This window comes from Arthrobacter sp. Soil736, assembly GCF_001428005.1.
In the GTDB taxonomy this organism is placed as follows: domain Bacteria; phylum Actinomycetota; class Actinomycetes; order Actinomycetales; family Micrococcaceae; genus Arthrobacter.
Map to the genome: position 1 here is coordinate 152,793 of NZ_LMSB01000008.1, position 13,935 is coordinate 166,727.

Annotated in this window: 13 protein-coding genes; 8 read left to right on the forward strand and 5 right to left on the reverse strand. The window is 66.6% G+C overall.

Annotated elements, in window-relative coordinates:
- Positions 1-69 precede the first annotated feature (69 nt).
- Positions 70-555 (forward strand): hypothetical protein, encoded by a 486-nt coding sequence (locus tag ASG92_RS07015; protein WP_056626319.1) that lies wholly within the window; start codon positions 70-72, stop codon positions 553-555.
- Between the two features lie 52 nt (positions 556-607).
- Positions 608-928 (forward strand): hypothetical protein, encoded by a 321-nt coding sequence (locus ASG92_RS07020; RefSeq protein WP_056626321.1) that lies wholly within the window; start codon positions 608-610, stop codon positions 926-928.
- A 25-nt stretch (positions 929-953) separates the two neighbouring features.
- Here the strand turns inward: ASG92_RS07020 and ASG92_RS07025 are convergent, their stop codons facing one another.
- Positions 954-1,349: a hypothetical protein gene (locus tag ASG92_RS07025; RefSeq protein ID WP_056626324.1), complete on the reverse strand. Its 396-nt coding sequence runs from the start codon at positions 1,347-1,349 to the stop codon at positions 954-956.
- A 174-nt stretch (positions 1,350-1,523) separates the two neighbouring features.
- Here ASG92_RS07025 and ASG92_RS07030 point away from each other — a divergent pair, with 174 nt between their 5' ends.
- The 3 genes from ASG92_RS07030 (at position 1,524) to ASG92_RS07040 (ending at position 4,705) form a co-directional block, all read left to right on the forward strand.
- Positions 1,524-2,447, forward strand: coding sequence for a phosphatase PAP2 family protein (locus ASG92_RS07030; RefSeq protein WP_056626325.1), 924 nt, complete (start codon positions 1,524-1,526; stop codon positions 2,445-2,447).
- Between the two features lie 210 nt (positions 2,448-2,657).
- Positions 2,658-3,515, forward strand: a complete 858-nt coding sequence (locus ASG92_RS07035) for a class I SAM-dependent methyltransferase (protein ID WP_056626388.1) — start codon at positions 2,658-2,660, stop codon at positions 3,513-3,515.
- Positions 3,512-4,705: an aminotransferase class I/II-fold pyridoxal phosphate-dependent enzyme gene (locus ASG92_RS07040; RefSeq protein ID WP_056626327.1), complete on the forward strand. Its 1,194-nt coding sequence runs from the start codon at positions 3,512-3,514 to the stop codon at positions 4,703-4,705. The genes ASG92_RS07035 and ASG92_RS07040 overlap by 4 nt, the downstream gene beginning before the upstream one ends.
- Positions 4,706-4,772: 67 nt before the next feature.
- On the opposite strand, the gene ASG92_RS07045 is transcribed toward ASG92_RS07040, so the two are convergent.
- Positions 4,773-5,984 carry an MFS transporter gene (locus tag ASG92_RS07045; RefSeq protein ID WP_056626329.1) on the reverse strand — a complete coding sequence of 404 codons (1,212 nt, stop codon included), beginning with the start codon at positions 5,982-5,984 and terminating at the stop codon, positions 4,773-4,775.
- Positions 5,985-6,187: 203 nt separating this feature from the next.
- Between ASG92_RS07045 and glgX the strand changes: the two genes are divergently transcribed.
- Entirely contained in the window at positions 6,188-8,509 is a 2,322-nt protein-coding gene (glgX, locus tag ASG92_RS07050; RefSeq protein WP_082579362.1) for a glycogen debranching protein GlgX, read from the forward strand.
- Positions 8,510-8,737: 228 nt separating this feature from the next.
- A complete protein-coding gene (locus ASG92_RS07055) occupies positions 8,738-8,965 on the forward strand; it encodes a hypothetical protein (RefSeq protein WP_056626331.1) in 228 nt (75 codons plus the stop codon).
- Between the two features lie 48 nt (positions 8,966-9,013).
- Here ASG92_RS07055 and ASG92_RS07060 read toward each other — a convergent pair whose 3' ends face one another.
- Positions 9,014-10,159: an EAL domain-containing protein gene (locus ASG92_RS07060; RefSeq protein WP_056626333.1), complete on the reverse strand. Its 1,146-nt coding sequence runs from the start codon at positions 10,157-10,159 to the stop codon at positions 9,014-9,016.
- A gap of 151 nt (positions 10,160-10,310) precedes the next feature.
- Entirely contained in the window at positions 10,311-10,757 is a 447-nt protein-coding gene (locus ASG92_RS07065) for an Hpt domain-containing protein (RefSeq protein WP_056626335.1), read from the reverse strand.
- A 255-nt stretch (positions 10,758-11,012) separates the two neighbouring features.
- Between ASG92_RS07065 and ASG92_RS07070 the strand changes: the two genes are divergently transcribed.
- A complete protein-coding gene (locus ASG92_RS07070; RefSeq protein WP_056626336.1) occupies positions 11,013-11,390 on the forward strand; it encodes a response regulator in 378 nt (125 codons plus the stop codon).
- Positions 11,391-11,432: 42 nt separating this feature from the next.
- On the opposite strand, the gene ASG92_RS07075 is transcribed toward ASG92_RS07070, so the two are convergent.
- On the reverse strand, positions 11,433-13,907 hold the full coding sequence (locus tag ASG92_RS07075; RefSeq protein ID WP_056626337.1) for an EAL domain-containing protein: 2,475 nt from the start codon (positions 13,905-13,907) through the stop codon (positions 11,433-11,435).
- Positions 13,908-13,935: the final 28 nt, after the last annotated feature.

The following is a 13,935-nucleotide window of genomic DNA, read 5'->3' on the forward strand; positions in this document are numbered from 1 at the left end:
GGTGGATGAGAAGACTCTCATCCGCGTCTCATCCTTGCCTCACCTTCACCCCTCACAGTGGAACCACCAATGAGGGAAGGCAAGCCGATGAAGAAGTGGTCCTTGCTGAGCATTCCGTTGCTCGGACTTGCCAGCATTTCGGTCTGGGCGCAGGCCGTCGCCGGGGCCCCGGCTGACCAATTCTCCGGCGTGGTCGTGCGCGAACCCTCGCCCCAGGACTCTGTCCTCAACATTGACGGCTTCACCCAGCGCCCCGGCCTGGCCCCCATTGCCACGCCCAAGGCCACCTCGCCCGCGCTCAAGTCGGCCCCGCTCAGCCCCGCAACCTCGCCCGCCTCAAAGGCCGCCGAGGCGCCGGACGCCGGGACCGCTGCCCCTGAGGATTCGGTCATCGTGGAGCGCGTGGAACCGGCGCAGGTCACCTCCCCCGCTGTGGCCCCCACTGACGACTCGACGTCACACAGCAGCCTCGACGATTCGACGTCGGGCACCACCCTCGACGACAAAGGCGGTCTCTCCGGAAACAACGGCAACGGAGGCGGCAGCAATGAATAAGCGCCCGCGGCGGCAGCCTGAATCAGATTCACCTCTCATGAAGGAGCCCGTGATGCACACCGAATTTCGCGACCTGTACGAACCCATTCCGCCGGAGCGGTGGGGTCATGCCGGAGCGGGCCAGCTCGGCCAGCCCTCCACCACCAGTGTCGACGATTCGGAACTCCATCAACAGGTGCTGGACATCATCCAGAGCGTGCTGGCCACCGCTGACCCCCGCTCCGACGTCCGGCGCCGGCTCCTGCGCCACCTGGCGGAGAATCCGGGGCAACCGGAGCAGGCGCTCCTGGATCACCTGCGGGACAGGAACCGCCGCGGCGGGCGGTCCCAGCGCACTCCCGGGCGCGGCCCCAGCCTGGATCCGCACGCCTAGCGGAAGCAGCAGTCAGCGGACGCAGTCAGAACAGCAGCAGCACAAAGCCCCCCACGGTGCACAGGATGCCCACCGAGGTGAGGATCCAGCCCAGGATCAGGACGGTGTTGTCATGCTTGGGACGCCCGAGGGCCCAGCGGGCGGGGTGGCAGAGGTCGTAGTGGAGTTCCACCTCGTTGCCTGCCACGAGTCCCCGCGCAACGTCGGCGTCCACGAGGGTCTGGCGCTGCACGTTGTCCTGATCGGTCCAGCGGAAACCGGTGAACCCGCCGGCGCTGTAGACCTCGCCCGTGGTTCGGGTCCAGACGCAGCGCCGCCGGGCAATGATCAGGCCCCAGACGAGCAGCGGCACACCGGGAACAAACCCCACCCACGTCATCAATTCCAGGATGGGTCCCAGCGCATCCACCAGTCCGGCCATGCTCCAACTCTATCGGCCAGCCGGCGCCGAATGAGCCGTTCGGTGAGCCGCCCGGTGAGCCGTCCGGGGGGCTAGGCCGGGGGACGGATTGGCCCTCCGTGCGCCCACCCGGCGGATCCGTGCGCCCACCCCGCGGACAGGCAGCTCCCAGCAAACTGTGACACCCTTGTTACGATGACTTTCCAGCTCAGGGACCCTCGACGCAAGCAGGCAGCGGGCCGGACCCGCCTCGCCAGGGGCACCGGCTTCCTCTTTGCCGTGGCCACCCTGGCCTGCGCTACCGGGCTCGCGGCCACCTACTACTACTTTGTCCGCACCACCACCGGGCAGTTCATCGACGAGTCCGCGCTGGTGGAGGCTGTCGCCATCCACGGGCCTGCGGGCAAGGTCACCACCCAGTTCCTGGACTGGCTGCCCACCATCTCACTGGTGATGGCCGCCGTCGTGGTTCTGCTGGTGACGGTGATTCACCGCCGATGGCGGGCCGCGGGCATTGCGGTGGCGGCGTGCGTGGCGGCGAACATCGCCACGCAGGTGCTCAAGGACCTGCTGCCGGTGCGGCCGTACCGGGGCGTGGAGACGCTGGAGCTGAACTCGCTGCCGTCCGGCCACACCACCCTGGCGGCCTCGGCGGCTGCCGCCGTGTTCCTGATGGCGTCGCCGAGGTGGCGGCCGCTGGCGGGTTTTGTGGGCGGCAGTTTCGCGATTGCGTCGGGAATGTCCACGCTGGTGAACCAGTGGCACCGGCCGGCGGATGTGGTTGCGGCGTTCCTGCTGGTGGGCTGTTTCATGATCCCGGCGGGCTGGCTGATCATCCGCAACGACGGCCACGAATGGAGCGTCTGGGACGGCTTCGGCGGGCACTGGGCCTCGGCGCGGCTGTGGATCGCGCTGCCGGTGGTGCTGGGGCTGGCATCGGCCGCGGTGGCCGTGTATTCGCTGATCAAGATCGCCCCGGGCCTGGGCCAGGAGGACAGCACCACCAACTACTTCTGGGCGGGCATGTCGCTGATCGTGATCGCCGGGTATCTGGCCACCGTGGCCACGACGTCGCTGTTCGCCTACGCGGCCCGACGGCGGGACTCGCCGGAGCGGTAGCCGCACCTCTCGGCCCGCCCCACCCAACTGGGTCGCAGTTAAAGTCGTTTTCAGCCCTCAAAACGGCATCAATTGCGACCTACCTGGGCAATCCGGTTCCGAATTCTCCTTTACAACCCCTTGATCGAAGCCCACAATAAAGCGCACCACAGCCTCCACTGGCTCTCCAGCGCGCTGCCACCGGTCCTGCACCAGCAGAGGGGCGCCGACATGAACGACAAGAAGGATTCGGCCAAGGCGGACCGGGCTCTGAAGGAGAAGCACCGGGCCATGTGGGCGCAGGGCGACTACCCTGCCCTCGCCAACGAGCTCATTCCGGATCTCGGAGCCATCCTGGTGGAGGCGTGCGGGCTCAGGCCCCGCCAGCGGGTGCTGGACGTCGCCGCCGGCGCCGGCAATGCGGCAATTCCCGCGGCCCTGATGGGGGCCGAGGTGGTCGCCAGCGACCTGACCCCGGAGATGTTCGACGCCGGCCGTCGCCAGGCAGCCGATCGCGGCGTTGCGCTGGAATGGGTCGAAGGTGACGCCGAGGCACTTCCGTTCCCGGACGACGAGTTCGACGCCGTGATCTCCTGCCTCGGCGTCATGTTCGCCCCGCACCACCAGGCGGGCGCCGACGAACTGGTCCGCGTGTGCAAGCCGGGCGGGACCATCGGGCTGCTGAGCTGGACGCCCGAGGGTTTTATCGGGCAGATGTTCACGACAATGAAGCCGTTCACTCCCCCGCTCCCGCCGGGCGCGCAGCCGCCGCCGCTGTGGGGAAACGTGGACCACGTGCGTGGGTTGTTCGGTGACCGCGTCGCGGACATCCAGGCGCGGAAGCAGACGGTCACCGTCACCAGCTTTCACGAGCCGGACGATTTCCTGCGCTACTTCAAGTCGCATTACGGCCCCACCATCTCCGTCTACAAGTCCCTCGCCGGGGACGAAGACCGGGTGAAAGCCCTTGACGCGGCCCTCATGGAGCTCGCCGAGACCTTCAGTGATGCGCACGGCGATGCCCCGTCGCAGATGGACTGGGAATACCTGCTGCTCACGGCCCGGAAAAACACCAAGGCCGGGTCGTGAGCGCCTCGCCCGCATCCCGGCGCGCGCAGGAAGTGGCCTCCATTCCGTCCCTCCGAAGGATCAACGAGTTCCTCGGCAACTCCACCTACTCGCGCCGCCAGCACGTTCCGGGCATCTGCGACTTCACGCTCGGCAATCCGCACCAGATGCCCCAGGACGCTTACGTGGACGCACTTCGGGAGGCCCTGGCTCCGCAGAACGATCAGTGGTTCGCGTACAAGACAAACGTGGCGGAGGCGCGGGCCGCAGCAGCAAACGGGCTCCGCAGGCTGCTGGGCGTTCCGTTCGAGCCGGAGGACCTGTACCTCACCACAGGCGGCTTCACGGCAATCGCCCTGGCGCTCAAAGCCGTGGCCGATCCGGGTGACGAGGTGGTGTACAGCCTGCCGCCGTGGTTCCTCTACGAGCCGCTCGCCGTCGAGGCCGGCCTGGTTCCGGTCAAGGTCCGGATCAACCCCGAAACCTTCGACCTCGATCTGGCGGCCATCGAGGCGGCCATCACCCCGCGCACCCGGGTGGTCATCATCAACTCGCCGAACAACCCCACCGGCAGGATCTACCCGCCGGAACTGTTGCAGCGGCTGGCCACGCTGCTGGACGAGGCGTCAGGGCGGATCGGCCGGCGGATCTACCTGGTCTCGGACGAGCCGTACAACCGGATCGTGTTCGACGGCGCCCGCTTCCACAGCCCCGTGGAGTTCTACCCCTACACGTTGCTCGCCTATTCGTACGGCAAGACGCATCTGGCTCCGGGTGAGCGGATCGGGTACCTGGCCCTGCCGCCCACCATGCCGGACAGGAAGGAACTCGGGACGGCGGTCGGCGCGATGCAGCTGGCCATGGGCTGGATATTTCCCAATGCCGTGCTGCAGTACGCCCTCCCCCGGCTCGAGGAATTCTCCATCGACGTCGGCCAGCTGCAGCGGAAGCGTGACCGTCTCGTCGAAGAGCTGGGCCGCATGGGGTACCGGCTCCGGCCGCCCGAGGGCACCTTCTACCTGTTCATCCACTCGCCCATCGCCGACGACGAGGCGTTCACCGAAGCGCTGTCCCGGGAGGACGTCTTCGTGCTGCCGGGGGTCCTGTTCGAGACTCCCGGCTTCTTCCGGATGTCTCTGACCGCCAGCGAGGACATGGTGGAGCGCAGCCTGCCCGCGTTCGCCGCAGCGATCGAACGAACCGCCAACTAGCTCGCATTTGTGGTCGTTTTGACAGCCCAAAACGACCACAAATGCGAGCTAGTTGGGTGAGGGGCCGTCAGTAGTTCCGGCGGTGCCTCAGTTTGGGAAGGACGACGGCGAACACGCCTGCCGCCGCGAACCCCAGGACGCCGGTGGCCGTCACGCCCGCGGCCAGGGAAGACACGGCCGTGACCGCGGAGAGGAGCACGGGCCCGCCGGTGGATCCGGCGTCGGCAATGAACCGCCACAGGCCCAGGAACTGCCCGCGGCCGCGGTCGGGTGAGAAGTCGGCGCCCAGCGTCATCACCAGCCCGGAGCTGATTCCGTTGCCGAAGCCGATCAGCAGGGCCACGAGCAGCAGGCCGGTGAACCCCGCGGTGAGGGGTATCAGCATCAGGGCCGTGCCCATGATGAGCGTTGACGGGATGGCCACCCACAGCCGCCCGCGCCGGTCCATCACCTTGCCCGCGGGGTAGAACACCAGCATGTCGATCGCCCCGGACAGCCCGTACAGCAAGGAGGCCTGCGTCGCGTCGAGGCCCACATGGTCGGCCCACAGCGGGATGACCACCTGGCGCGATGCACGCAGGGCGCTGAGCAGCAAGATCCCGGCCCCGGCGGTCAGGAACACGCCGGCGTGTGACACGGCCACGCCCCGCAGCGTGGGCTCCGGCCCGGCCGAGGAGGACGACGGCGCCACCACCAGGTCGGGGATGGTCACGGCCAATGCGGCCGCCGCCGCCATCCCGGCCACGCCCACCCAGTAGGCGCCGCTGATGCCGGCGAAGTGCATCACCGCGGCCCCCACGAACGGGCCGATGAAGATGCCGATCCGGTTCACGCCGCCCAGCGTGGACAGCGCCCGCGCCCGGAACTCCACCGGCACAGCCTCGGTCAGGTACTTCTGCCGGGCCAGGCTGAAGACGCTTGCGGACATCCCGACGACGCCCATCGCCACGGCGAGCAGCCACAGTCCGTCCGGAATCATCAACGAGAGCCCGGCGGCCAGCAGCGCCAGCGCTCCCGCTGCCGCGGCCCCCACGATGGACCACCGCTCGCCGAACTTCAGCGTGATGAGGGACGCCGGCAGGTTGAAGAACCACGAGCCCAGGCCGATCAGCGTGACGATCAGCGCGGCCACGGCCACCGAGGCCCCCAGCTCGCGGGCGGACAGCGCCACCACGGGCAGGATCGCACCTTCGCCGATGTTGAACAGGAGCGCCGGCCCGAACGCCGGAACAGCAATGCTGCGGAGGCTGAAGGGCGGCGGGCTGTCTGGCGGAGTCATCCCCTTCATCCTAGGCAGGGCGCCCGGCGGAGGCCTGCGGACTCCTCGGGTGAGGACGGCCGGAGAGGCGAGGATCACAGCTTCCCGGAACCCGGACCGGCAAAGTGCTTGGCGAATCTACCAAGTCTCCTTAGCATTGTTTCAGGACGTGGCGCGCGGAACCCGGCCGGATATGGGAAATCTGAATAGCCACGGGAGTGACCATGGAAGTCTGGCCGGGCCGCGCGTATCCGCTAGGTGCAACCTTCGACGGGGCGGGAACCAACTTCGCTGTGTTCAGCGAGGCGGCTAGGGCCGTCCAGCTGTGCTTGATGGCCGACGACGGCACAGAGTCACGCGTGGACCTCGTCGAAGTGGACGGTTACGTCTGGCACTGTTACCTCCCGCAGGTCCAGCCCGGACAGATGTACGGGTACCGCGTGTACGGCCCGTACGATCCGTCGAAGGGCCAGCGCTGCAACCCGAACAAGCTGCTGCTGGACCCGTACGCCAAGGCCATCGCCGGGAAGATGGACTGGCATCCGTCGCTGTACTCGTTCAACGCCGGCGATCCGGCCTCCCGCAATGACCAGGACTCCGCCGCGCACACCATGCTGGGCGTGGTGATCAACCCGTTCTTTGACTGGGCCGGGGACCACCCGCCCATGACCCCGTACCACCGCTCCGTCATTTACGAAGCCCACGTCAAGGGGCTGACCCAGCTGCATCCGGAGGTTCCCGAAGAGCAGCGCGGCACCTTTGCCGCCGTCGCGCATCCCGCCGTCATAGCGCACCTCCAGCTGCTCGGCGCGACCGCGATCGAGCTGATGCCCGTGCACCAGTTCGTCAACGACGGGGCGCTGCAGGAGAAGGGCCTCGGCAATTACTGGGGCTACAACACCATCGGGTTCTTCGCGCCGCAGAACACGTACAGCGCCATCGGCGAGATGGGCCAGCAAGTCCAGGATTTCAAGGCGATGGTCCGCTCACTGCACCGTGCGGGCATCGAGGTGATTCTCGACGTCGTCTATAACCACACGGCGGAAGGGAGCCACCTGGGGCCCACGCTGAGTTTCAGGGGCATCGACAACGCGGCGTATTACCGGCTGGTGGACGGCGCCAGGCAGCAATACGTGGACTACACCGGCACCGGGAACACGCTGAACGTGCGGCATCCGCATTCGCTGCAGCTGCTCATGGATTCGCTGCGGTACTGGGTCACGGAGATGCACGTGGACGGCTTCCGCTTCGACCTCGCCGCGGCGCTGGCCCGGGAATTTTACGACGTCGACCGGCTCTCCACGTTCTTCGAACTGGTCCAGCAGGACCCCATCGTGTCGCAGGTCAAGCTGATTGCCGAGCCGTGGGACGTCGGCCCGGGCGGCTACCAGGTGGGCAACTTCCCGCCGCAGTGGACCGAGTGGAACGGCAAGTACCGGGACACCGTGCGGGATTTCTGGCGGGGCGAGCCGGCCACGCTGGGCGAGTTCGCGTCCCGCCTGACCGGCTCGTCGGACCTGTATGAACGCTCGGGCCGGCGGCCGGTGGCGTCCATCAACTTCGTCACCGCGCACGACGGTTTCACCCTGCGGGACCTGGTCTCCTACAACGGGAAGCACAACGCTGCGAACGGGGAGGACAACCGGGACGGCGAATCGCACAACCGGTCGTGGAACTGCGGCGCGGAGGGGCCCACGGAGGACCCGGAAATCCTGAACCTGCGGGCAAGGCAGCAGCGGAACTTCATCGCCACCATGCTGCTCTCGCAGGGCGTGCCCATGATCCAGCACGGCGACGAGCTGGGCCGGACGCAGCAGGGCAACAACAACGTGTACTGCCAGGACTCGGAGCTGAGCTGGGTGAAGTGGGATGAGGTGGACCAGCCGCTCATGGAGTTCACGGCCGCGGTGAGCAGGCTGCGCGCCGCGCACCCCACGTTCCGCCGCAGCACCTTCTTCGACGGACGGCCGGTGCGCCGCCTCGGCAAGGGCGAGAAGCTGCCGGACATCGTGTGGCTGACCGAGGACGGCACGGAGATGCTGCCGGAGGACTGGGGCCGCGGGTTCGGACGGACCATCGGCGCCTTCCTGAACGGCGACGGGATCCAAGGCCGGGACGACCGCGGCCGGCAAATCACGGACGTGAACTTCCTGCTCTACTTCAACGCGCACGACGACGACATCAAGTTCACGCTTCCGGCCGGCGAGTTCGCCGAGTCCTGGGACATGGTGATCAACACCGCCGGCAACGGAGTGGAGCGCGGACCCCTCGTCGCCGGCTCGATACTCAAAGTCACCGCGAGATCCATGACGGTGCTCCGGGCACGCGACCTGACACGGCACGACCCGAACCTGTCCATCGCGCCCTCCCTGGCCGTGTGGGCGCATGACCGCAGCGCTGACGTGCCGGCGGTTACGCCGCCGGCGGCGGCCGGGCCGGCGGCTGGGCGGGCGGCGGCTGGGCGGGCGGCGGTCCCGGTGCGGAGGGCGCGTCGCGCCCGGGGAACCCGCGGTGCGGGGCGTGCGGGGAGCCCGTGGCGCGCGTAGTGTTTAAGGGCAGCAGCTCTGCGCGCGGAGTGTGTCATACCGGAAATTGGACACGGCGAAATAGGACATGGGGAAATCACCTGGCCGAAACGGCGCGGCAACGTGGGGGCCCCATCCTGAAAGGGCGCCAACCCGGCGCAGTGCGCCAGTGGACGTCAAGGCTCAAGGGCGTGCAGGGTCAGAGCGCACAGGGTCAAGGGCGCCAGCAACGCCAGGATGGAGCCCGCCATGAACGAGGCAACGACGCGAAGGATCACCCACTGCGGTGACCTCTCCCCCGGCGACGTCATCGAGGCCCGCCACAACGGCATCATGTATTACCAGGGGAAGGTCACGGAAACGGTGCCCATTCTCGGCATGTTCTGGATCCTCGACTCACGGACCGGAACCCGCAAGCTGCTGGATCCCCTGGCCTTCGAGGTGGTCCGGGTGCCGGTAGCGGGCACCGCCGCGTGATTGCCGCCGTCGCCATCGCGAATCCGGCAGCACAATCGCAGGAACGGATCAGGATCGTCCGGGATTCCCGTTGCCGGCGGAGGCCGGGACGTCGTCAGTAGCTGCCTCAATGATCCACGCGGACCAGTCAAGGGGATGAACGGAGGGCCTGCCCAGCAGATAGCCCTGCCCCGCGGCCAAACCTGCCTCCGTGACGGCGGCCAGTTCCGCCTGGCTTTCGATGCCCTCGGCCGACAACGCTGCCCCGGTTTGCTCCGCAAGCTCAACCACGTCCACACCGGGCGACTGCGCCTCGCCCGGGTGAATGAGTCCGTTGATGAAATTGCGGTCAAGTTTAATGATGTCGGGGACTAGCTGCAGGATTTGGTCCCGCGACGCGGCGCCGGCACCGGAGCCGTCAACCGCCAAGCGCAGACCCCGCTGACGCAGCGGCCCCAACGCCCGTATCAATCCGTCCAGCTCCGGGCCAACCCGGCCCGCCAGTTCTATGACGATTCTGTCCAGAGCCACCTGCCCGCTCTCCAGCAGCGCCTGAACGCGCGGGTCCGTGCAGGTTGCCGGGCTGAGATTGAAGGCAACGAACAGGTGAGCTGGAATCTCCCGGGCCGCCGACAGCGCGCTGTGCAGGGCGGCGATTTCCAGGTCCGCACCCAAACCGATGGCCGCTGCTTCCCGAAACCAAGTGTCAGCGCTGGCCCCGTCCCGGCTGACGAACCGCGCCAGCGCCTCGAATCCGACCACGTTTCCAGCCGGCAGTTCCCTGATGGGCTGGAAAGCGGTCAGCAGCATCCTGCTCCCCAAGACAGCTGTGATGCGTTTTCTGCCCTTCCGGTCAGGGGATGCGGGCAGGTAACGGGGGGTCGCCGGCGCCGACGATTCCTGGCCCCGACCCAACCCCCGGTGTGGAGCGTCATCAGCCGGGGAGTCTGTGAGGTCCGTGGTCGTCACAGAGATCAGGTGCTGCAGCAGCGCACGTTCCGGCTCGTCCGGATTCGCCGCCAGCAGGCGCCGCAGCTGAATCCTGGCCCACTCACCCTCCGGGGCCGTGTCCGTCAGGACATCGTTGATCAGCTGCAGCACTTGGCATCGCAGAGTCGATTCCTCCACGTCCTGTGGCGGTGAGACCTGGCCCCACGGCTCCGGACTCGGTTTTGCGCCGGTGGCTGCCGGAAGCGACGACTCGTCCCTGGACATCGGCTGTTCCTTCTACGTAGGTACACCGGCTGAGCCCGGTGCTGGCCAAGGAACTTCTCCCCGCGGTATCGGCCCCCGACCTGCAAGAAGACTACATCGAACGGAATGAATCGTCGCCGTTCCGACCACTAAATTTGCTGGGCACCAAGGGTTAGCCCGGGCACCCGGGGCTTACGGCTGCATCTGTGATCTGGAGAATTGCCTGGGACAGAAGTGCCTTCGCTGAGGTGGCACTTGGCCAATGACCAGATTGCACCTGACGTTGCAGGTTCCGGGCATGGTCTTCCACTCGCGAGGCGCCGGCCATGGCAGAGCTGACCCCCAGGCTGACCAGTGCATCCAGGGTTTTCTCCCGGTCCTCGGAGTTGAGACCGTCGATGATCGCGGCGGATCGGGCGGGCAACAGGCCCAGGTAGTCCTCAAGGAATTTCTCCGCCGCACGCGGACCTGCCTCCTCAGCGAGGACCCGAATCGGGGCACTGTCCAGTACCGGCAGGGACCCCCCGTCCTGCCGCCCTTCCTGCCTGTGGCCAGCGCCTGGGACCTGAACGTTAGCCGGAATTCCGGTGCCGGCGATGTCTCGCCATGGGGTGCTCATTGCTGACCTTCCTGGAAATGGGTTAAGGGCACCGCGGCGCTGCCGCACGGTGCGTAACCACCTTCTCCTATCAGGCTCAAGCCCGAGGCAGCTTAGCCCCTAGATATGCGCAAGACCGCCACACTGGGGGCGCGATAGCCCTCGGTCCTGACGGGGCTGGGCCCGGTACAAATCGCTTGGGGACTGCCGGTGGCGTTCACCCGTTGATAGAGTGCGTTTAAGGCTTTGCTGGGGCGGGTCTAAGGGGGATGTGCGATGCCGGGTACGTGCGCGGCTGTGGTGATTGAAGATGATGCGGACATCGGACGGCTCGTTCAAACAGTCCTGTCCGCGATCGGAATGCAGGTCCGCCTGACTGCAACAGGGACCGACGGCGTTGCCGCCGTCCGGAGGCACGTCCCCGATCTCGTGGTCCTGGACTACGGCCTTCCCGACATCACGGGTTTGGAAGTGATCAGGCTTATCAGGAGCTTCAGCGCGGTGCAGATCCTCATGCTCACCGGTCACGAGGAACTGGCCGAAACGCTGCTATCTGCCGGTGCCAGCGCGGTCATGATCAAACCCTTCCGTGTCCGGGCACTTCGGGAGCAGGTCGAAAAAATGCGGGTTCCACACCTCGAGGAAATCCTCTGACTACAGCTCGAGGAGCAATAACAACGGTGCCCGACGGGGAACCTACCGCACTTGTTGGGCAGGTTCCCGCCCGTGAGGGCCGGCCGGAAGGGCAGCGAGCCATACCGGGATGCTCTCCGCGGCTATCGGTTTGCTCCACAGATAGCCTTGGGCGTGGCGGACGCCCAGGCGCCGGAGTTCGGTGAGCTGGTCCGCGGTTTCCACGCCTTCGGCAACGACGTCGAGATTCAGGCTGCCGGCCATGCCCATGACGAGTTCGATAATCGTCGCACCGTGAGGGTCGCTGCCGAGCTCTTCTACGAAGCTGCGGTCGATTTTCAGGGTCCGGGCCGAGAGCCACTTGAGGTAGCTCAGGGATGAGTACCCGGTGCCGAAGTCATCGATGGAAAGTCCCACACCCAGACGGGAGAGCCGTCGCAGGGTTTCTTTGGGCAGATCGGGCTGATCCATGAGTACAGTTTCGGTAATTTCCAAGTGGACAGCGGCTGGACCGATGCCGGAGCTGAGCATTGCTGCTTCCACGACGTCCGGGAAGTCGCCCGCCACGAACTGTCGCCCCGAGATGTTCACTGCCGCCGAAAGGTTTTCCGCCCCGGGAAGCCGGCTTCGCCACTGCTGCACCTGGCGCAGGGCTTCATGGAGAACCCAGCTGCCGATAGGAAGGATAAGGCCCGTTTCCTCGGCGATGGGAATGAACGTGTCGGGCATGATCACGCCGTGTTCGTGATGGTGCCACCGCAGCAGCGCCTCAAAGCCGACGGGGCATTCGGTGGTGATGTCAATGATTGGCTGGTAATTCAGGGAAAGCTCTCCGCGGTCCAGGGCCAGCCTCAGGTCAGATTCCAGATCTAGCCGGCCCGCGGCCCGGCCCGTCAGGCGCGCGTCATGAACGGCCGAGGAATCGCCTCCAGCGGATTTGGCGCGGTACATGGCAGCATCTGCACCGCTGAGCATCGTCTCGGCGGTGTCATCAGGGCCCGCCAGTGCGATGCCGATGCTGACGTTCAGGTAGACCTTGCGCCCGTCGACTTCAAAGGGGTGGCGGGTGGCGTCCCTGATCCGTTCGGCCAACGCCTTGGCTCCACCTCTGAGCAGGTTCTCGCAGACCACGACGAATTCATCGCCTCCGAACCGGGCGACTGTATCGCCGGCCCTGACGGCGGTCCTCAGCCGCTCCCCCATGAGAACCAGAATTGTGTCACCGGCTCCATGGCCGATCCCGTCGTTGATTAGCTTGAACCGGTCGACGTCTACGAACATCACCACGGGTCGGCAGGCCCGGTCAAGGCAGCCCTGGAGCACTTCGGTGATCATGTAGCGGTTCGGCAGGCCGGTCAGGGCGTCGTGGCGGGCCTGCCACTCCAGAACCTGTTCGGCGTTCTTACGTTCGGTGACGTCCAGGACTGTGTCCAGGAACCTAACGGGTTTCCCGTCCGGGCCGTCGACGCTCCGGACCCGTGAATGCAGCCATCGTTGCTCCCCGTCGGGCCGGATAATCCGGTATTCGAAATCCGCGAATCCCTGTCCGTCCTCCAGGCTCTTCCATACCTGACGGACCAGATCGCGGTCCTGCACATGCGTCAACTCAAGCATCGAATCCCTGGCCGCGGGGGTACCGGCTGCCACACCCAGAATGCGGGCGAACTCCTCCGAGTGCCAGGTCTCCCCGGTCGCGACCGTGTATTCGACACTTCCGACATGGGCCATCTCCTGAGCCGCCAGAAGCCGCTCCCGCTCGGCGGCGGCCGCTGCTTTCAGCCGCTGGATCTCGGTGATGTCCCTGGCGATGGCAGACGCTCCGACCTGTGCGCCGTCTTGGCCATAGACAGGGGACACGGTCAGCTCAACGTCGATCACCGACCCGTCCTTGCAGCGCCACCGCGCTTCCACTCCGGTCGCGAACATCCTGGTTCCTATGCGCGCGGTAAGTTCCTGGTCGTGGTCCGCCGCGTCACGGGTGGTCAGCAGGCGATAGCTCTGCCCGACAGCTTCCCGGGCACTCCAGCCGAACATCCTGGTAGCGGCTGCGTTCCAACTGGCAATCTTCCCGGTCAGGTCGGCGCCGATGATCGCGTCCCCGGAGGATTCCACCATGGCTGAGAGCCGGCGCAGAATGGCCTCGCTATGTTTCCGGTCGGTGATGTCCTTGGAGATCGCTACGACGGCGACGGGCACCGTGTGCCGGCCGCGGATCGGGCTGACCGTGGCATGGACCGGGAACTCCCTCCCGGTCCGGTGGTGCATCCAGAGCTCGCCGGCCCAGTCCCGGCCGTGGGCGAGTCTGTCTGCTATCTCCTGATCGGTGGCATCCTGCCCCGGGCCGTCAGCGCCGCCCATGATTCCGAGATCCGTGATCTTCATCCCCAAAGCCTGGGCCAGGCTGAACCCGTACAACCGCTCAGAGGCGCGGTTCCAGTACGTGACCCGCCACTCACTGTCCATCCCGATGACCGATTGTCCGATGTCATCGAGCAGCAGCGACTGCATGACCAGATCATCATGGTGTTCCTCAGCCATTGGTCCCCCAACCGCGTCCGAGAGTAAT